General features: G+C 30.3%; 20 protein-coding genes and 4 tRNA genes. 14 read left to right on the plus strand and 10 right to left on the minus strand.

What is annotated here, in order from left to right:
• Window position 1 precedes the first annotated feature (1 nt).
• The 7 genes from rpsP to lepB are packed head-to-tail and all read left to right on the plus strand — an operon-like array spanning window position 2 to window position 3,703.
• On the plus strand, window positions 2-277 hold the full coding sequence (gene rpsP, locus MARPI_RS03825; RefSeq protein ID WP_014296278.1) for a 30S ribosomal protein S16: 276 nt from the start codon (window positions 2-4) through the stop codon (window positions 275-277).
• A gap of 19 nt (window positions 278-296) precedes the next feature.
• Window positions 297-527 (plus strand): KH domain-containing protein, encoded by a 231-nt coding sequence (locus tag MARPI_RS03830; RefSeq protein ID WP_014296279.1) that lies wholly within the window; start codon window positions 297-299, stop codon window positions 525-527.
• Between the two features lie 4 nt (window positions 528-531).
• Window positions 532-1,098: a ribosome maturation factor RimM gene (gene rimM, locus MARPI_RS03835; protein ID WP_014296280.1), complete on the plus strand. Its 567-nt coding sequence runs from the start codon at window positions 532-534 to the stop codon at window positions 1,096-1,098.
• A complete protein-coding gene (gene trmD / locus MARPI_RS03840; RefSeq protein WP_014296281.1) occupies window positions 1,070-1,834 on the plus strand; it encodes a tRNA (guanosine(37)-N1)-methyltransferase TrmD in 765 nt (254 codons plus the stop codon). Before rimM ends, trmD begins: the two co-directional genes overlap by 29 nt.
• Window positions 1,824-2,387: an RNA methyltransferase gene (locus MARPI_RS03845; RefSeq protein ID WP_014296282.1), complete on the plus strand. Its 564-nt coding sequence runs from the start codon at window positions 1,824-1,826 to the stop codon at window positions 2,385-2,387. Before trmD ends, MARPI_RS03845 begins: the two co-directional genes overlap by 11 nt.
• A gap of 30 nt (window positions 2,388-2,417) precedes the next feature.
• Window positions 2,418-2,765 carry a 50S ribosomal protein L19 gene (rplS, locus tag MARPI_RS03850; protein ID WP_014296283.1) on the plus strand — a complete coding sequence of 116 codons (348 nt, stop codon included), beginning with the start codon at window positions 2,418-2,420 and terminating at the stop codon, window positions 2,763-2,765.
• A gap of 2 nt (window positions 2,766-2,767) precedes the next feature.
• Window positions 2,768-3,703 carry a signal peptidase I gene (gene lepB / locus MARPI_RS03855; RefSeq protein WP_014296284.1) on the plus strand — a complete coding sequence of 312 codons (936 nt, stop codon included), beginning with the start codon at window positions 2,768-2,770 and terminating at the stop codon, window positions 3,701-3,703.
• 33 nt (window positions 3,704-3,736) lie between these two features.
• Here the strand turns inward: lepB and MARPI_RS03860 are convergent.
• Window positions 3,737-3,825: transfer RNA gene (locus tag MARPI_RS03860), tRNA-Ser, on the minus strand.
• 35 nt (window positions 3,826-3,860) lie between these two features.
• On the opposite strand from MARPI_RS03860, the gene rsmG reads away from it, so the two are divergent.
• Both rsmG and MARPI_RS03870 read left to right on the plus strand, forming a co-directional pair.
• A complete protein-coding gene (gene rsmG, locus MARPI_RS03865; protein WP_014296285.1) occupies window positions 3,861-4,568 on the plus strand; it encodes a 16S rRNA (guanine(527)-N(7))-methyltransferase RsmG in 708 nt (235 codons plus the stop codon).
• A complete protein-coding gene (locus MARPI_RS03870) occupies window positions 4,565-5,350 on the plus strand; it encodes a lipoate--protein ligase family protein (RefSeq protein ID WP_014296286.1) in 786 nt (261 codons plus the stop codon). The genes rsmG and MARPI_RS03870 overlap by 4 nt, the downstream gene beginning before the upstream one ends.
• A gap of 32 nt (window positions 5,351-5,382) precedes the next feature.
• Here MARPI_RS03870 and MARPI_RS10680 read toward each other — a convergent pair whose 3' ends face one another.
• Complete coding sequence (locus MARPI_RS10680; RefSeq protein ID WP_014296287.1) at window positions 5,383-7,341, minus strand: methyl-accepting chemotaxis protein; 1,959 nt, start codon at window positions 7,339-7,341, stop codon at window positions 5,383-5,385.
• 200 nt (window positions 7,342-7,541) lie between these two features.
• Between MARPI_RS10680 and MARPI_RS03880 the strand changes: the two genes are divergently transcribed.
• The 5 genes from MARPI_RS03880 to MARPI_RS03900 all read left to right on the plus strand — a co-directional run bounded on the left by MARPI_RS03880 (window position 7,542) and on the right by MARPI_RS03900 (window position 13,614).
• Window positions 7,542-8,819 (plus strand): ArsB/NhaD family transporter, encoded by a 1,278-nt coding sequence (locus tag MARPI_RS03880; protein ID WP_014296288.1) that lies wholly within the window; start codon window positions 7,542-7,544, stop codon window positions 8,817-8,819.
• A gap of 79 nt (window positions 8,820-8,898) precedes the next feature.
• The gene (locus MARPI_RS03885) at window positions 8,899-10,161 is read left to right on the plus strand and encodes an ABC transporter substrate-binding protein (RefSeq protein ID WP_014296289.1); all 1,263 of its coding nucleotides are present in this window, start codon (window positions 8,899-8,901) and stop codon (window positions 10,159-10,161) included.
• 21 nt (window positions 10,162-10,182) lie between these two features.
• On the plus strand, window positions 10,183-11,064 hold the full coding sequence (locus MARPI_RS03890) for a carbohydrate ABC transporter permease (protein ID WP_014296290.1): 882 nt from the start codon (window positions 10,183-10,185) through the stop codon (window positions 11,062-11,064).
• Window positions 11,061-11,891, plus strand: a complete 831-nt coding sequence (locus MARPI_RS03895) for a carbohydrate ABC transporter permease (protein ID WP_014296291.1) — start codon at window positions 11,061-11,063, stop codon at window positions 11,889-11,891. The genes MARPI_RS03890 and MARPI_RS03895 overlap by 4 nt, the downstream gene beginning before the upstream one ends.
• Before the next feature lie 25 nt (window positions 11,892-11,916).
• The gene (locus MARPI_RS03900) at window positions 11,917-13,614 is read left to right on the plus strand and encodes an HD-GYP domain-containing protein (RefSeq protein WP_014296292.1); all 1,698 of its coding nucleotides are present in this window, start codon (window positions 11,917-11,919) and stop codon (window positions 13,612-13,614) included.
• 31 nt (window positions 13,615-13,645) lie between these two features.
• On the opposite strand, the gene MARPI_RS03905 is transcribed toward MARPI_RS03900, so the two are convergent.
• From MARPI_RS03905 to rlmN, 8 genes are all read right to left on the minus strand, one after another.
• Window positions 13,646-13,721: transfer RNA gene (locus tag MARPI_RS03905), tRNA-Phe, on the minus strand.
• Window positions 13,722-13,733: 12 nt separating this feature from the next.
• A tRNA-Val gene (locus MARPI_RS03910) sits at window positions 13,734-13,809 on the minus strand.
• A gap of 14 nt (window positions 13,810-13,823) precedes the next feature.
• A tRNA-Glu gene (locus MARPI_RS03915) sits at window positions 13,824-13,899 on the minus strand.
• A 72-nt stretch (window positions 13,900-13,971) separates the two neighbouring features.
• Window positions 13,972-14,577 (minus strand): RdgB/HAM1 family non-canonical purine NTP pyrophosphatase, encoded by a 606-nt coding sequence (rdgB, locus tag MARPI_RS03920; protein ID WP_014296293.1) that lies wholly within the window; start codon window positions 14,575-14,577, stop codon window positions 13,972-13,974.
• Complete coding sequence (gene rpe / locus MARPI_RS03925) at window positions 14,574-15,233, minus strand: ribulose-phosphate 3-epimerase (RefSeq protein ID WP_014296294.1); 660 nt, start codon at window positions 15,231-15,233, stop codon at window positions 14,574-14,576. Before rpe ends, rdgB begins: the two co-directional genes overlap by 4 nt.
• Window positions 15,224-16,126 (minus strand): ribosome small subunit-dependent GTPase A, encoded by a 903-nt coding sequence (rsgA, locus tag MARPI_RS03930; RefSeq protein ID WP_014296295.1) that lies wholly within the window; start codon window positions 16,124-16,126, stop codon window positions 15,224-15,226. The genes rpe and rsgA overlap by 10 nt, the downstream gene beginning before the upstream one ends.
• Window positions 16,123-16,635, minus strand: a complete 513-nt coding sequence (locus tag MARPI_RS03935) for a PASTA domain-containing protein (protein WP_014296296.1) — start codon at window positions 16,633-16,635, stop codon at window positions 16,123-16,125. Before MARPI_RS03935 ends, rsgA begins: the two co-directional genes overlap by 4 nt.
• Complete coding sequence (gene rlmN / locus MARPI_RS03940) at window positions 16,632-17,672, minus strand: dual-specificity RNA methyltransferase RlmN (protein ID WP_014296297.1); 1,041 nt, start codon at window positions 17,670-17,672, stop codon at window positions 16,632-16,634. Before rlmN ends, MARPI_RS03935 begins: the two co-directional genes overlap by 4 nt.

A 17,672-nucleotide genomic window follows, 5' to 3' on the forward strand; every position in this document is an offset into this window, starting at 1 on the left:
CATGGTAAAGATAAGATTGAACAGGATGGGAAGAAGACATAGACCTTTTTACAGAATTGTAGTAGTTGATTCAAGGGAAAAAAGAAGTGGAAAGTATATTGAATCATTAGGATTTTATGATCCACTAAGAGAAAACGACACTTTCAAAGTTGATGTTGATAAAGCTGTAGAATGGATTTTAAAAGGTGCACAACCAACAGAAACAGCAAGATCAATATTATCAAAAGCTGGAGTAATGAAAAAGGTACACGAAATAAAATTTGAAAAGAAAGCTTAATGCCACAGGAGGCATATAAATGAAAGAATTATTAGAAACCATAATTAAAGGAATAGTAAAAAATCCTGACGCTGTTAAGATTACTGAATCAAAAAACGGTGATGAAATAATATTTGAAATACATACAGATCCAGCAGATGTTGGACAAATTATAGGTAAAGACGGAAGAACTATTAAATCAATAAATACATTATTAACAGCTGCTAAAAAGGACGAAAACACTAAATTCCTTTTAAAGGTAATCAGGTGATAAGATGAAGAGGTTAGAAGACCTCTTGAAGGATAGAATAGCTATTGGTGAAATATCCAATACTCATGGATTAGATGGAAGAATGAAATTATTTCCTCTATCAAATGAGGAAAGTTTGTTTGAAAATTTAACAGATGTATTATTATACAATCCTAAAACAAGAAAATTTCTGTATGCAAAGATAACCGAAATAAAAAAAGCAAATAAACTGTATATTATCAGGATTGCTGGTGTGGAAAATATAGCCAGCGCACAAAGATATAAGGATTTTGTAATATATATAAATAAAAACGAATTACCGGAATTAAATGATGATGAATTCTATTATTTTGAACTTCTTGGCAAGAATGTTTATTATGAAGATGGAGAATATATTGGAAAAATAAAGGATATTCTCGAAACAGGTGCCAATGAGGTTTTGATCATTGAAAATCAAATAAACAAATATGAAAAAGACGAAACCTTATATCCTTTATTAAAAGAAAATCTCATTTCTTTTAATAAAGAAAAAGATGATATTACAGTAAAGAGATTGGAATGGTATGAAGATGATACCGAAGATAGAGATTGATGTTGTTACTATCTTCCCTGATATGTTTAAAGCACTAACTGACTTTGGAGTTATTTCAAGGGCTATAAGGGATGAGATAGTACATTTCAAGGCACATAATTTAAGGGACTATACAAAAGATAAACATAAAGTAACTGATTTATATGCATATGGTGGCGGTCCTGGAATGGTAATGAAACCAGAACCATTCTTTGAATTTTACGATAAATACATCGAAGAAAAAGGAACAAAACCATATATCATTTTAACTTCACCGCAAGGAAAACATTTTGATACTGGTGATGCAGAAAGATTAGCACAAAAAAAGAATTTAGTGTTTTTTTGTGGAAGATATGAAGGTATTGATGAAAGAGTTATGAATATAGTTGATGAAGAACTTTCAATAGGCGATTTCGTCGTAACTGGTGGAGAGCTTCCAGCAATGTTGATGATTGATGCATTATTGCGTTTTGTACCGGGTGTTGTTGGGGATATAGAAAGCGTTAAGAATGATTCTTTCTACAATACTTTGCTCGATCATCCCCATTATACAAAACCCCGTAATTATAGAGGCATGGAAGTTCCCGAAGTTTTATTAAGCGGAAATCACAAAAAGATTGACGAATATAGAAAAAAGGAAAGTCTATTAAGAACAATTTTAAAAAGACCGGATTTATTTATAAAACATGACCTTGATGAATTTGAAAAAAGGGTTCTTGTTAATATAATCAGGGAGCTGATTTCTAATGAGAAATAATGTTTATGTAGCTTTAATTCATTATCCTATATTAGGACGTGAAGGCCAGATCATCTCAACAGCTATTACAAACCTTGATATCCACGATATAGCAAGGTCTTCAAGAACATATAATATTAAAAATTATTATGTAGTTTCAAACCTACCAGCTCAACAACAAATAGTAAAAAATGTTCTAAAATATTGGACAGAGGGTTTTGGAAAACAATATAATCCTAACAGACATGACGCTTTATCTATTGTAAAGCTAAAAGGATATCTCGAAGATGTAATAGAAGATATAGAAAAAATAGAAGGTAAAAAGCCAAAGCTTATATTTACTTCAGCAAAGATCAGAGAAAGAACAAAGAGTTTTAAAGAAATTAGTGAGATAATATTTAATAATGATGAACCGCATTTAATACTATTTGGAACTGGTTGGGGCATGCCAGAGGAAATCAGGTTAATTTGTGACTACGAACTTGAACCTATCAGGGGAAATGCAGAATTTAATCATTTATCTGTTAGAGCAGCTGTAGCTATAACCCTTGATAGATTATTTGGTGAAAAATAAGAATAAAAATATACTCAAGGAGGGTTTAACATGGATCAGTATATCAGAGCCATTGAAAAAGAATATATAAGAGAAGACATTCCAGAATTCAGACCAGGAGATACAGTAAGAGTTTATGTTAAAGTTGTTGAAGGCGGAAGAGAAAGAGTACAGGCTTATGAAGGCATTGTTATAAAAATCAAAGGTGGCGGAATGGGAAAAACATTCACTGTTAGAAGAATAGGAGCTAACGGTATAGGTGTTGAAAGAATATTCCCAATGCACTCACCAGCAATTGAAAAGATTCAGGTTGTAAGAAAAGGTAAAGTAAGAAGAGCAAAACTTTACTACTTAAGAAATATCAGAGGTAAGATTAAGATCAAGGAGAGAAGGGACTGATCTTGCCTAACGACGATTTAAAGAAAAAAATAAAAAAGGAAACCTATGAGTGGATTAATGCACTCATATATGCGGTAATATTCGGAACAATTATACGTTTATTTGTATTTGAAACAATGATGGTTCCAACTCCTTCTATGGTGCCTACCATAAAGGAGTTGGACCGTTTATTCATTGAAAAAATTACATATGATTATAAAGAACCTCAAAAAGGAGATATAATAGTTTTCTGGACACCTTTTGTTGATAAAAGTGCAGAAAAAAAACTTGGTCCATTTGATAAATTTATGGATTCATTTGCTCCAAAGGAATTTAATGGTCATGTAAAATATGTAAAAAGGCTTGTAGGTACTCCAGGAGATACATTAGAATTAATTCCTGATACTGAAATATGGGAAAAAATAAAAAATGATAAAGATTTTCAACTCCCATATTGGCTGGAAAAGATTATAAATTATTATGGCGGTGCCGACAAAGTTCCAAAAAGTGTAAAAGATTCAGTGGCAAGATTATATGTTAATGGAAAGATTCCAGAAGGATTTGAAAACAGATATTATTATATAGACGGTATTTTTGCCTCAAAGAATTATTATAAATATATGGCATATCCTGAAAGATATAGCAGCGATATATATCGTGAGTTCACTGAATTAAGAAAGCCTATGTTTGATCTTGGTGCTTTTAGATATTACAATAAAACGTTAGATTACACTGCATATTATGAAAAATATCTTGCAAAAATAGACTATAATAAATATTTCATTGAAGAAAACGGCCATGTTAAGATTATACTTCCAGAAGGATTCTATTTCTTTATGGGAGATAATACAACAGAAAGTTTTGATAGCAGATATTTTGGTATAGTACCAGGAAAAAATATCATTGGAAGACCTTTTTTAAGAATATGGCCATTAAGCAGATTTGGCTCCGTAAAATAAACCAAAAACCGCCCATTAAGGGCGGTTTATTATTGGCGGAGACGGTGGGACTCGAACCCACACGGGGCGTCAACCCCATCGGTTTTCAAGACCGACGCCTTAGCCAATTAGGCTACGTCTCCGAGAATTATTATACCACATCAGGAGGTATTAGTCAATGAATTTTATGTTGAGAGTTCTTGAAAAATATGAAATTTTCTTGAATGAAAATTCATATAAAAAGCTGGAATCCTTTATTGAGTTAATAATAAATTACCCCGTTAATCTTACAGCAATAAAAGATAAAGAAGAGGCTTCAAAACATTTGATAATTGATAGTATTTTTCCTTTTGAAAAATATTATCAATTAAAAGATAATATGAAAATGATTGATATTGGCACAGGTGGTGGCATCCCTGGAATTCCTTTAAGCATTATATATAACAATGTTGATTTTACTTTGCTCGATAGCATTGAAAAGAAAATAAATGCCGTGAAATATTTTATAAAAACTCTCAATATCAATAATGCAAATTCTGTTAATTCTCGTGTAGAGTTATTTTCCAAAGAACATAGAGAAGAATATGATTATGCAACTGCCAAGGCTGTTTCAAGAAGCGATATACTTCTTGAGTATGCAGCGCCTCTTTTAAAGATAGGTGGAATGTTATTCCTATATAAAGGTCCAACATATATTACTGAAGAAAAAAAATATCTTGAAATTGCAGCAGAAAAAATAGGATTTAAAATAGAAAAAGAAATTAATTATCAATTGTTTGATAAGGAAAGATACTTTATCATATTGAAAAAAGAAATAGAGACGCCTAAAAAATATCCACGAAAAGTTGGTATGGCTGTAAGAAAACCTTTGGGAGGTATTTTATGATCAGGCTTATTATTGATACTTATCATATGGGTTCCTGGAATATGGCTTGTGATTTAGCTATTGCAAAACACGTTGGCAAAAAAGTACAGCCAACAACTATTAGACTATACAGCTGGAATTTAGCAACGCTTTCAATTGGAAGGTTTCAAAAAATAGAAGATATTGACATTGACTATTTAAAGAAAAAATATATCGATCTTGTTAGAAGACCCACCGGAGGACGTGCTGTTTTGCATCACAAAGAAATAACCTATCTCTTTGCGGCAAATATAGATCATCCCAAATTGCCAAAAAGCGTTGTGGGTAGTTATAAAGTAATAGCCGAGGCATTAATTAAAAGTATGGAAGAATTAGGAATAAAATGCGATATGGAAAAGAATAAGAATAATCATAACAACACGCCTGCATGTTATGATGCACCATCTATTTATGAAATTACCGTAGATAAAAAGAAATTCATTGGAAGTGCTCAATATAGAAATGAAAGTTATGTATTGCAACATGGTTCAATTCCACAAATCTTTCCTTTAAGGGATTATGTTAATCTATTTAAAATGCCTGAAGATAAAAAGGAAAAACTTTATAAACATCTTGAAAAAAGGGTTATTGATATTAATACGCTTATTGGAAGAACTGTAGATTGCGAAGAAATGGCAAATGCATTCAAAAAAGGGTTTGAAGATGTTTTTGAAGAAGAAGTTGTACTTGGAGAGTTATCTCCTTCTGAGATTGAATTAACCAAAAAACTCGTTGATAAGTTCGAAATTAATTTAGATGATTAAAGGCGCGGTGAAATTCACCGCGCCTTTAATTTTTATATTTTAAATTTCTTTATGTTTTCTTTTAATGCTTCTGAATGCTGTTTTAATTCCTGAGAGACTGAATTTAATACCTTTGCATCATCTTTTTGTTCAAGTGAGAATCTTGTTATTTCACTTATTTTATTGGATATTTCAAGTATTGTTTTCATACTTTTATCCATTGCTGCAGCCATTTCTTCTGTTGATGCACTTTGCTCTTCAGAACTTGCTGTTAAGCTTTCAACTCTTTGATTAATTATTTCGATCTTTTCAAGTATTACATCAAAGTTTTCATTAACTTTTTGAGTTCCAGATTCTATTTGATTTATTATATCTACTGTTTTTAATGTGGCTCCATTAACATCCTTTACCCCATTTTGTACATGAGATAATATCTGGGCTATCTCTTCAGTTGCTTTTTTACTTTCTTCAGCTAATTTTCTAATTTCATCAGCAACAACAGCAAAACCTTTTCCTGCTTCTCCTGCCCTTGCAGCTTCAATTGCTGCATTTAATGCCAACAGGTTTGTTTGCTCTGTTATTGTATTAATTGTTTCTACAATTTCACCTATATTCTCCGCTAATTTCAACAGTTCTTCAACCTTATTTTCTGTAACTTTTGACTGATTTACAGCTTCTTCTATAATTTCTGCTATTTCTTTTAAGCTCTTTGTGCCTTCTTCTGCATTTTGTATTGTCTCACTGGCAATTGCTGATAACTCCTGAGCATTTTCTGATACCATTTGTGCAGAAGATGCTATCTCTTCAACACCAGAGGTTATTTCTTCCATTGCTGAAGCTACATCATTTGTATTTTTTTCTATTTCTGCTGATTCATCATGGAAAAATACAGCATTTTTCTCTGTTTTTTGTGCAACTTCTATTAATTTCCCTGAAGAGCTATCAAGCTCATATCCTGTTTCAATTACTGTTTTTAGCATACTTTTAAATTTATCCATCATCTGTTCCAATCTTTTAAATACATGGCTCATTTCATCTTTACCATGATCAATTAATTCTACTGTTAAATCGCCTTCAGACATTCTTTCAAGGCCTTCAATGAGATGATGTATTCGTTTAAGCAATACCTTTGTAACTATATAAGCAAAAATTACTACAAGAATTAGAGTTATAAAAATGGTTAATAGAATTGTTCCTCTTATTTTAGAATTTAATGTATCTATTTTTCTTGTATCTACTAATACACTTAAAACACCTATTAAATTACCATTTGGTTCCCTTAAAGGTAATACTAAATATGAAATTCCTTTTTTATCGCTATGTATTAATTCATATTTTTTATCACCAATTTCATTGAATATCGGTAGAATTTTATCCTTATTAAGCGTAAATTCATCACTTGTTGTTGCATATAACCCATCTTTTGTATAAACTGCCATATCTGTTGTTAGCATCTTTTTAAATAAATCCAATGATTCTTTTGAAAATGGAATTCCAGTTTGAACAACACCTATAACATTTCCATTATCCATTATTGGTACAAAAGTTCTTAATCCAAATCCACTTTTTCCAAAATCAAATCCATAGTTTGCTTTTCCCTGTAATGCCAGTTTTACACCTACAACTTCACTTTTGTTATCTCCAAATTTTCCAGGATGATGTCCTCTATAAAATACCACTCCATTTTTATCCTCAACTTCAAGAACCTTTATTCCAATAGGTTTCAGAGTTTCAAATGCTGTTACTAGAATTTCTTTTGCCTTTTCTCTATCTTCATTTTTTAGTGCTTCTTTTAATTCAATATCCAGTGCATATTTCTTTGCAATATCCGATAATTGTTCAAATTCATTTTGAAAAAACCTTGAAACTGAACTTTCAATGAGTTCATAACGTGATTGGGAATTAAAATGCATTACTTTCTTATTTCCATTTAATACAACAAGAAAAAGCGCAAGAATAGGTAAAAGACCAATAATCAAAAAATAAAGTAGATATCTATGAAACATCTTCATGGCAACATCCTCCTTTTATTTATATAGAATATAAATATGAAATACATATAAATTATACTATTTTTTTCTCTATTTTACAAATATTCGTATATCTAACTATTTTAATTTTTAAATTCACCTCCCCTTGACTTAGTGTTAATATTTTCCTATAATTTAATTATGGAAAAATTAATCCAACTCACAAAATTAGGGGGAATTTTATGCTACCAAAAGTTATTGCTTTGATTATTTTCTTTTTTACTTACTATCTAATTATCTTTGGAAAGGGAAATAAAGCTGTTGTTGCATTTAGTATGGGATTATTAATTTCACTTGTAAAGGTTTCTGATACTCTCAGGGTTTCAAATGCCGGTGATTTTATCGATTTTAACACTCTGGGAATTTTGCTTGGAATGATGATTATTGTGGGAATTTTAAAAACAACAGGTTTGTTTCAGGCTATCGCTATATACATCGTCAAAAAATCCAACGGAAATGTTATTTCTATCTTTATTTTTACAATGCTTGCAGTTGCTATACTTTCAAGTTTTCTTGATAACGTAACGACTTTAATTCTTTTTTCTCCTGTAATTATTTATATCTGTCAGGAAATTGAAGTTAAACCAGAAACCTTTCTCTTTCCTATGATATTTTCTGCAAATATTGGCGGTACAGCCACAATGATAGGTGACCCACCAAATATCCTCGTAGGAAGCGCTTCAGGAAAAAGCTTTCTGGAATTTTTAATTGTAATGTCCATTCCTTCTTTTATTGTTCTCTTTTTATCTATAATATACTTTTTGAATATTCATAAAGAACTTAAAGATGTTGAAAAAAGCAAACTGGATAATCTTATGAAAGCAGATCCTAATAAGGCTATTGTAAATTATCCTCTTTTAAAGAAAGGTTTAATCGTTTTTGCTCTGGTAATTGTTGGATTCTTTATACATGAATATCTCGATTACGAAGCAGCCTTAATTGCTTTAACCGGCGGTGCAATTATGTTATTAATATCAAAAATGGATTTTGACGAAATATCGCATGAAATAGAATGGGATACGTTGTTTTTCTTTGTTGGATTATTTGCCATTGTAAAGGCCTTAGAAGATGTTCATGTTATAGAGGATATAACGAATCTAATATATAACTTTATTTCACATCCATATTTATTGCTCTTAATAGTATTATGGAGTTCCGGATTTTTGGCAGCATTTATGGGGGCAGTTCCTATTGTGACAATATTTATTCCTATAATCCGTTCTTTAATTGGTACATTTCCACATAGTGAATTGTTATGGTGGGCATTGGCATTAGGAGCAAGTTTTGGAGGGAATGGAACTATTAGTGGTGCAGCTTCAAATATGGTTATTGTTGGAATGATTGAAAGTAACTTTGATAGAAAGATTAAGTTTTTCGATTTTATGAAAATTGGAATGAAGGTTGCTGTCTTTGGACTTTTAATTTCCTCATTATATCTATACATTTTAATGAATTTATAGTTTTTAGATTTTATTATAATTTTTGTAAAGTTATGGTATAATATTAGTGAAACTAATTTTACATAAAGGGGGAGTTTTGATGAAAAAGTTGTTTTTGGTATTGGTATTATTAATTACTTCCGTTTTTTTAATTGCTGAAGATACTGTTGTTTTAAACTTAATTGAGGCATTTTCAAGTCCATGGAGAACTCCTACTCTAAATAAAATCATAGAAATGTTTGAAACATTAAATCCCGGTGTAAAAATTAACGTAATATCCCCACCATATGAAACTGCTTATCAGAAAATTAATTTAATGGTAAGCACAGAACAACCACTTGATATTGTTGAAATAGGCGATTGGAATTTAAGTACCCTTGCAGCAATGGGCAAATTGGAAGATTTGACACCATATATCAACGAATGGCCTGAAAAAGATGATTTAATAGATGGTGTTTTAAAAGCAGCAAGCATATATAAAAATACCCCTTATCTATTACCTCATGGTATTTATGTAAAAACTTTATTCTATAGACCAGATATACTTAAAAAATACGGTTTTAACACTTATCCAAAAACTATGCAAGAAATGTATGATATGGCAAAAAAATTGACAGAAGCTTCAAAGAATCAATATGGTTTTGATTTTAGGGGTAAAGGATACCCAACATCATTTATAGATCTTGTGGTTACATCATTCTTTGATGATATTGATCCAGATAATATGTATCTGACAAAAAGTGGAAAAATTATTTTTGAAGATCCAAGAGCTATTGAAGGTTTGAATTTCTATGTAAGTTTATATAAGGATACAGCTCCTAAAGATGCTATTAACTGGGGTTGGGATGAACAAGTTAATTCATTTGTTTCAGGTATCACTCCATTATTGTTCCAGGATCCAGATACAACAGGTATGCTCAACGAAATGTTAAAACCTGGACAATATAAAACAGCTCCACTACCTGTTGGAAAATATGGAAAAGCTTATCCTACATTTGGTTTTGTTGGTTGGGGAATTCCAACATATTCCAAACATAAGGATTTAGCTTGGAAATTTATAAAATTTGTAAGTTCCGCAGAGATGAACGGATATTGGAGTAAAAGTTATGGTGCATTACCAATATTAAAATCAGTATATAAATATGATTCTTACTTCAGTTCAGATGTATTTGAAGGCTGGACAGAAATGTTTAAAGATTCTGAACATTATCAATTTACACAATACCCACTTGATAACGAAAGCTGGGGAAAATGGAACGAATATCAGGAAAAAACTATGCAACAGGTATTACTTGGAAAATTATCAGTTGTTAGATGTTTAAAAATGTGGACAGATTTCTGGAAAAAGGCTGGTTTAAAATAATTTAAATATGACGGTGATTATATGAAAAGACATAGTAAAAGATTTATTATTCTTATGTTGTTGCCAACAATTACTTTAATTTCATTTATAATTCTTTACCCCACTATAAGTGGGGTTTTGCTTTCTTTTAAAAATTATTCTCTTTTTAATTTTGGAAATATTCAATGGGTTGGATTTGAAAATTATCGGGAAATATTTTCCGATTTCTTTTATATGGACATAGTGATAAATACCATAAAATGGATTTTCTTTTCTGTATTCTTTCAATTGATCTTTGGCTTTATACTGGCACTTTTAATGAAAGAACCATTTAAAGGTAGAGGAATATACGCCGGACTTGTATTTTACCCATGGGCTATCTCTGGATTTGCAATAGGTTTAATATGGTCATGGCTTCTTAATGGACAGTTTGGTGTAATAAACGATATTTTAATTAGAACCGGCATTCTTGAAGAAGGGCTTAATTTTCTTTCTGATCCGTCACTTGCAATGTTTTCTGTTATATTAGTAAATGTATGGTATGGAATACCCTTTTTTGCAATTATGCTACTTGCAGCTTTACAATCAATCCCACAATCTTTATATGAAGCTGCTGAAATTGATGGAGCTGGTTATTTTTCAAAACTTTTTCATATTACAATTCCATATATAAAACCAACTATTGTAAATACCGTGTTATTGAGAATAATATGGGTTATGAATTTTCCTGATATTATTTACGGTATGACAAGAGGAGGACCTGCTGGAAGTACGGAAATCCTTTCTGTAAAAATGATTAATGTAGTATTTTATGAATCAAATTACAGCAAAGCTGCTGCACATGGAGTAATTATTGTTCTCGTATTATTTATATATACAATGATGTACCTAAAATTAACCTCTAAAAAGGAGTTTAGCCTATGAAAAAGAAAAAGCAGGTTAAGATTTTACGATTTATATTGTTATTACTGTTTGCTATTTTTGCATTATTTCCACTATACTGGATTATTTTAACCTCTTTTAAACCTGTTAGTGAATTATATACATTTCCAATAAAATACTGGACAAATAATCCATCATTGTATGGATATAAAAAGTTATTTCAATTTGTTAATTTCAAACAGTATTTTTCAAATAGCATTATTGTTGCATTGGCTGCATCTTCCATTTCAACTGTTTTTGCCATGCTGAGCGGATATATACTTTCAAGAAAGGAATTTAAATTTAGAAATGCAATAACCTTATTTTTATTCTTTTCGCAAATGATACCAACATATCTGATTATGGTTCCTCAATATGTTATGTTTTCCAATCTTCATTTGATTAATAAATTAATTAGTATAACAATTGTATATAGTGGTTTTGGCGCAGCTTTTAGTACAATTATGGCAAAAGGTTTTTTTGACAGAATTCCAAAAAGCCTCGAAGAAGCTGCTTTAATTGATGGATGCAATGAAATAGAAGCTTTATTTAAAATAACAATTCCTTTGATGTTGCCAGGATTATCTGCTATTTTAAGCTTTTCTTTTGTAAATAACTGGAATGAATTATTTACTGCTGTTATGTTTTTAAATACATCGGATAAATATACTGTTCCAGTTGGTTTATATTCTATTGTTTCAAAAGCAGGCGTTCAATGGAATGTATTGGCAGCAGGGATAGTTATTGCGCTTTTGCCAACTATTATCGTTTTTGCTGTTGCTCAAAAATATATTATAGCCGGATTAACTCAGGGAGGATTAAAAGATTGAAATATTTACACCTTAAATAAAGAAGGTGATAGTTATTTTACAATTAGACGTTTTAAAAAACGCTTTAAACATATATTCAAGATCATTATTTTCTAATAATGAAATATATATTGGTTTTGCTTTAAGACTTGAAAATCATAATTATTTAAATATATTTACATACAATAATTTAAAAAAATTCTACTTTAAACAATCAGAAGATATTGTGTTTAAAATACCGGAAAAAATATTTGACTCTTTTTTTGAGAAGAAAGAGTCAAATTTCAGGATTTCTTATTCAAATGAATTTTCATTTTTAATAAATGATCAGCTTAATGAATTCTATTTGAAATTATATGGATTACCTTCAAAAGAAAAAAATTATGGATTTTTATATATTATTTCAAAAGAAAAATTTTCTTTCGATGAAGAAAAAAAGAATATTTTTAGAAAGTTTATTTCTGTTTTTGAAAATAATGTGGATACAATTTATTTTGATAAATACAGCAAATATTCTATAAATGCTTTTGTAAAGAATTATCTCACAATTTTAAGAAACCATTCCAGAATAATTTATGAACATTCTTTAAGAGTTTCTGATCTTTCAAGTATAATAGCTTCATTACTTAATCTTGATGAAGAAAGTATTTTTAAACTTCAAATTGCATCATTAATTCACGACATTGGATATATCTGGGTTTCACAAAAAGCTATTTCTGAATACATTAAAAATCCTGAATTTGATAACAATTTAATTGGAATACATTTAAATAGATTAGAAGAAATGTTTTTAGGCAATGTATTAATGACACCATATGTAAATATTGCTATAAATCATCATGAGAGACTTGATGGAAAAGGATATTTTGGAAAGAGTAACCTTTCAATAGAAGATAACATTCTTATTATTTCAAATTATATAGACGAACAGATTGTTTTAACAGAAAATGAAGACATAACTTTTGTTATTAAAGATATAGAGAAAAAAGCTGGAAAAATTTTTAATAAAGATGTTGTAAATGTTGCTGCAGAAGCAATAAAGATTTATTATACGGAATTTCATACTGAATCATTTAGTGATCTAATCTTAAAATCAAAAACTCTTAACCTCTTTTATGAGGCACCCGGTGGAGAAGTTATAGAATTTTCCGGAATAATAGAAAAAAAATTTGGAGATATTATTCATATTAATTCAAAAACATTTGACGAAATATCAAAAGATAGTATATTAAAATTAAAGATTACCACAAAGGATTTCCCGGAATATGCAAAAGCACGAGTAATTTTAAAAACTCCATATGGTTATGTTTTAAAAATTATAGAAACAAAAATAAGTAAAAAATCAAAATTAAAGGTTTTCTGGGGATTTGATTTTTATATAGGATTTAAAAACGATATAACTCCTCTTTTAAAGGAAAAGTTAACTCCTGTTATGAAAAATATTTTAAAATCAAAATTTAAAAGAGCAAAATGCAAGATTTTTGGAGCAGAAGGGATTATTTTCACTATTAATAGTGAAAATGATGTATTCAAGGTTGGAGATGTTGTGATATTTCACATAACAGAATTTGGCGAAAGTTTATATATTCCGGCAACTTTAATAGAAAAAAAGACCGGGTTACATTGCAATGAATATACTTCGAAATTTTTTGAATTACCTGAAAGAATGCAGGCTGCAATTTATAGACTTATATTCAGGAGACAAGCTTCTATACGTTCAATTGGCGGGTTTCATGAAGAATAAAAAAATCCCCGAACTAAGTTCGGGGATTTTTTGGTGGCCAGGGACAGAATCGAACTGTCGACACCTGGATTTTCAGTCCAGTGCTCTACCAACTGAGCTACCTGGCCACTATTTAAAAATGGTGGGTGCTGCAGGGATCGAACCTACGACCTTCTGCTTGTAAGGCAGACGCTCTCCCAGCTGAGCTAAGCACCCACTCATGTTTTATCTGGCGCCCCCAACGGGATTTGAACCCGTGTCTTTGGCGTGAAAGGCCAATGTCCTAGGCCGCTAGACGATGGGGGCAATCTCTTTCACAACCGAGTATATAATACCAGAAATATCAAAAAAAGTCAAGAAAACAATAAGTTAAAAAGTTTAAGAGTTCTTTTCTATTGTTGTAATATTATTCAATATCCTAAATAACTTTTCAAATGCTCTTTTTCTATGACTTATTTTATTCTTTACTTCCTGTCCCAATTCTCCAAAGGATATTGTATAACCATCTGGAATAAATATTGGATCGTATCCAAATCCTTCCTTTCCTGAAATAGAATAACCAATCTTACCTTTTACCTCTCCTTCAACAGAGAATAACAGGTTCTTTTTTGGATCATAATATGTAGCAACACAAACAAATCGTGCTGTTCTTCTTTCGTATGGAACGTTATTTAATTTTTTTAGTATATATTTCATTTTTTCATTATAGCTTTTCCCTTCCATAAACCTTGCAGAATATATGCCAGGAAATCCATTTAATATATCTATTTCCAATCCCGAATCATCAGCAATTACCGGCATTCTTAAAAGTGTTGCTGCCTCTATTGCTTTTTTTATTGAATTTTCTATAAAGGTTTTTCCGTCTTCATTAACAGAAAAACCCTTTATTATTTCAAAAATTCCTCTTAACTCAATATTTTTTGGCTTTATCTCATTTATTTCTTTTACTTTATGTTTATTTCCAGTGGCAAGATATATCGTCATTCTCCCAAACCAACCTTCTTCAATTCTTCTGCTGCTTTTGCAGAATCTTCCTGATGAAACACTCCAGCACCAACAACAAATTCTCTAACTCCTGCAAGATATAAGTCTCTTATATTTTTCAATCCAACACCACCATCAACCTCTATGGTAACATTAAGGTTCTTTTCATCTATCATAGATTTTAATTTTCTTATTTTCTCTAAAGATGAAGGAATAAACTTCTGTCCTGTAAAACCTGGATTTACACTCATTATAAGTACTCTATCTAAATATGGCAATATTTCTTCGAGGAGAAATACAGGAGTATGTGGGTTTAATGAAACACCTGCATCACAACCCAATTCTTTTATTTTTGATACTGTTCTATGTAAATGTGTTGTTGCTTCATAATGTACGGTAATACCATGAACTCCCATTTTCGCATAATCTTCAATATATCTATCTGGATCCACTATCATTAAATGTGCATCAAGATATAGATCTGTTACTTTTTTTACTGCTTTAACGATAGGGGTTCCAAAGGATATATTAGGAACAAACATTCCATCCATAACATCAATATGAATACCATCAACATTGTTTTCTACTTTTTTTATTTCCTCTCCCAATTTTAAAAAATCAGCAGCTAATATTGAAGGGTATATCTTCATTTCCATCTTTTCCTCCTTATTCTTCTGTTATATTCTTCCACTTCGTTATATATTTTCAAATAATTTTTGTATCTTATTTCAGAGATTTCTCCATTTTTAACAGCATCTTTTACACCGCAATTTGGTTCATTTATATGAACACAGTCATTAAAACCACAATACATTGAATGTTCATCAAATTCTATAAAGAATTCTTTTAGTTTTTCCGGTTCAAAATCATATACTTCAAGTGCTGCAAAACCCGGAGTATCAGCAACAAATCCTCCAAAATCAAAGCTTAACAGTTCTGTATATGTAGTTGTGTGTTTTCCGCGTTGAAGTTTTTCTGAAATCTCTCCAACTCTCAATTGTAATCCTGGATTTATAGCATTTAATAATGAGGATTTTCCAACTCCAGACATTCCTGCAAATGTAGAAACTTTATTTTTTAGATACTCTTTTATTTCATCTATACCTATATTCTTTTTTGCACTTGCAAGAACTACAGGATATAATGGTGAATATATTTTCATAAATTCATCTATTTCGTTTTGTTCAAGCAGATCTACTTTATTTAATACAATAACACAATCAAGATTATTTTTTTCAACCTGTACAAGAAACTTATCTATTATCAAATAATCAACTTTTGGGCTTTTTAAACAGGTTACCAATATTGTTTGATCAACATTTGCTATTTTAGGTCTATACAGCATATTTTTTCTTGGCAATATATTCTCTATTTTTGCACCGCCAACCCCATCAATTGAGTATTCAACATAATCCCCTACAATAGGTTTTATTTTTTGAAGTTTGAATTTTCCCCTTAAATATGCTGTTATCTTTTCATTTGTTTCAAGATCTAAAAGTTCCAATGTATTGGAATGAAATCGAGTCACTATTCCTTTTTTTATTTTCACTTATTCACCTCCGAAGATGCTACCTTTAAAATTATCGTATCGCCTTCCATTACAGGTGTATTTGGTTTCGGCGTCATATCAATTACCGTCTCAATTTTTTCGTCTGGATAATAAATTTTAATAATCTTATATTTTAATTTATATTCAGTCAAAAATTCTTCGGCAACCTCAACAGGAATTCCTATTAAATCAGGCACTTTTAATTTTTCAATACGCCCTAATTGAATAAATACATGTCTTCCTTTTTTTACTTTTGTATTGGCTGGAGGATCTGTATATAATACGCTATCCCCAACCCCTTTTACAATTGGAATAAGTCCTTTTTCTTTTAGAGCATTTATTGCTGTTTCTTTGTCTTCACCCATTAATGAAGGAATACTCACATATGTATTTGCATTAACAAAAGCAAATATTAACAGGAAAAATATTGTTCCACCTGTTATTAATCCAAGAATAAAAAGTATTAAATTTTTTATACCTTTTTTTATATATCTAAAGACATTTTTCATTTTAAATTAATACCCTTTTTTCTCATTTTTAATTGGCCACATGCAGCGTCAATATCTGTTCCTTTTTCAATTCTTAATGTTGCCTCTATACCATTTTCCTTGAGTTTTTTCACAAAATTTGTAAGGAATTTTTTTGAAGGTCTTTCAAACCCTGCCGGATTTGGATTAACTGGAATTATATTTACCATTACCTTTAATCCTTTTAATATTTCTGCAAGTTTTATCGCATCTTCTTCTGTATCGTTAAATCCTTTTATGGCTATATATTCTATAGTTACCCTATTTTTCGTCTTTTGCTGATATACCTTAGCTGCCTGTAATACCTGTTCTATAGGATATTTTGAATTAATTGGCATAATCTGATCTCTCTGATAATTTGATACTGCATGTAAAGATATTGAAAGTCTTATATCAAGCTCAAAATCTGCAAGTTCTTCTATTTTATCGGCAATTCCTGCTGTTGATATAGTGATATGTCTTGCGCCAAGATTTTTCATTTTTTTATTATTCCAATTTCTAATGGCTTTTATTACATTATCATAATTTAATAATGGTTCTCCCATGCCCATTAAAACTATATTGTTTATATTTACATTTTCCAATTTTTCTATTGCAAGTACCTGAGCTATAATTTCACCTGTGGATAAATCTCTTTCAAATCCGCTTGCTCCAGTTGAGCAGAACTTACATTTTAATGCACAACCAACCTGTGAGGATATACATGCTGACACCCTGTTAGGATAAAAAAGTAAAACAGATTCAATTGTTCTGCCATCTTCCAATTTCCATAGGAATTTTGTTGTTTTATCCTTTTTAGATCTCTGTATATCTACAGGTTCTGGAATGTATATATAAAAATAATCGTCCAATTGCTTTCTCATTTCTTTAGAAAGATTTGTCATTTCATAGAAATCAAAAACATGTTTTTTAAATATCCAATCCAATACCTGATCCACTCTAAACTTTTGCAAATTTATCTTTTTAAATTCTTCTATTAATTCCTCATAACTATAGTCTAAAATATTTTTCTTCACCAT

It is taken from the genome of Marinitoga piezophila KA3, from assembly GCF_000255135.1.
Taxonomy (GTDB): domain Bacteria; phylum Thermotogota; class Thermotogae; order Petrotogales; family Petrotogaceae; genus Marinitoga; species Marinitoga piezophila.

Coding starts and splice junctions, on each gene's coding strand:
- MARPI_RS03890 (WP_014296290.1), top strand. CDS start 10,183: ATGAAAAGACATAGTAAAAGATTTATTATTCTTATGTTGTTGCCAACA.
- MARPI_RS03880 (WP_014296288.1), top strand. CDS start 7,542: ATGCTACCAAAAGTTATTGCTTTGATTATTTTCTTTTTTACTTACTAT.
- rplS (WP_014296283.1), top strand. CDS start 2,418: ATGGATCAGTATATCAGAGCCATTGAAAAAGAATATATAAGAGAAGAC.
- MARPI_RS03885 (WP_014296289.1), top strand. CDS start 8,899: ATGAAAAAGTTGTTTTTGGTATTGGTATTATTAATTACTTCCGTTTTT.
- rdgB (WP_014296293.1), bottom strand. CDS start 14,577: ATGACGATATATCTTGCCACTGGAAATAAACATAAAGTAAAAGAAATA.
- MARPI_RS03935 (WP_014296296.1), bottom strand. CDS start 16,635: ATGAAAAATGTCTTTAGATATATAAAAAAAGGTATAAAAAATTTAATA.
- MARPI_RS10680 (WP_014296287.1), bottom strand. CDS start 7,341: ATGAAGATGTTTCATAGATATCTACTTTATTTTTTGATTATTGGTCTT.
- MARPI_RS03845 (WP_014296282.1), top strand. CDS start 1,824: ATGAGAAATAATGTTTATGTAGCTTTAATTCATTATCCTATATTAGGA.
- rimM (WP_014296280.1), top strand. CDS start 532: ATGAAGAGGTTAGAAGACCTCTTGAAGGATAGAATAGCTATTGGTGAA.
- rsmG (WP_014296285.1), top strand. CDS start 3,861: ATGAATTTTATGTTGAGAGTTCTTGAAAAATATGAAATTTTCTTGAAT.
- MARPI_RS03895 (WP_014296291.1), top strand. CDS start 11,061: ATGAAAAAGAAAAAGCAGGTTAAGATTTTACGATTTATATTGTTATTA.
- trmD (WP_014296281.1), top strand. CDS start 1,070: ATGAAGATGATACCGAAGATAGAGATTGATGTTGTTACTATCTTCCCT.
- rlmN (WP_014296297.1), bottom strand. CDS start 17,672: ATGGTGAAGAAAAATATTTTAGACTATAGTTATGAGGAATTAATAGAA.
- MARPI_RS03870 (WP_014296286.1), top strand. CDS start 4,565: ATGATCAGGCTTATTATTGATACTTATCATATGGGTTCCTGGAATATG.
- MARPI_RS03830 (WP_014296279.1), top strand. CDS start 297: ATGAAAGAATTATTAGAAACCATAATTAAAGGAATAGTAAAAAATCCT.
- rpsP (WP_014296278.1), top strand. CDS start 2: ATGGTAAAGATAAGATTGAACAGGATGGGAAGAAGACATAGACCTTTT.
- rpe (WP_014296294.1), bottom strand. CDS start 15,233: ATGGAAATGAAGATATACCCTTCAATATTAGCTGCTGATTTTTTAAAA.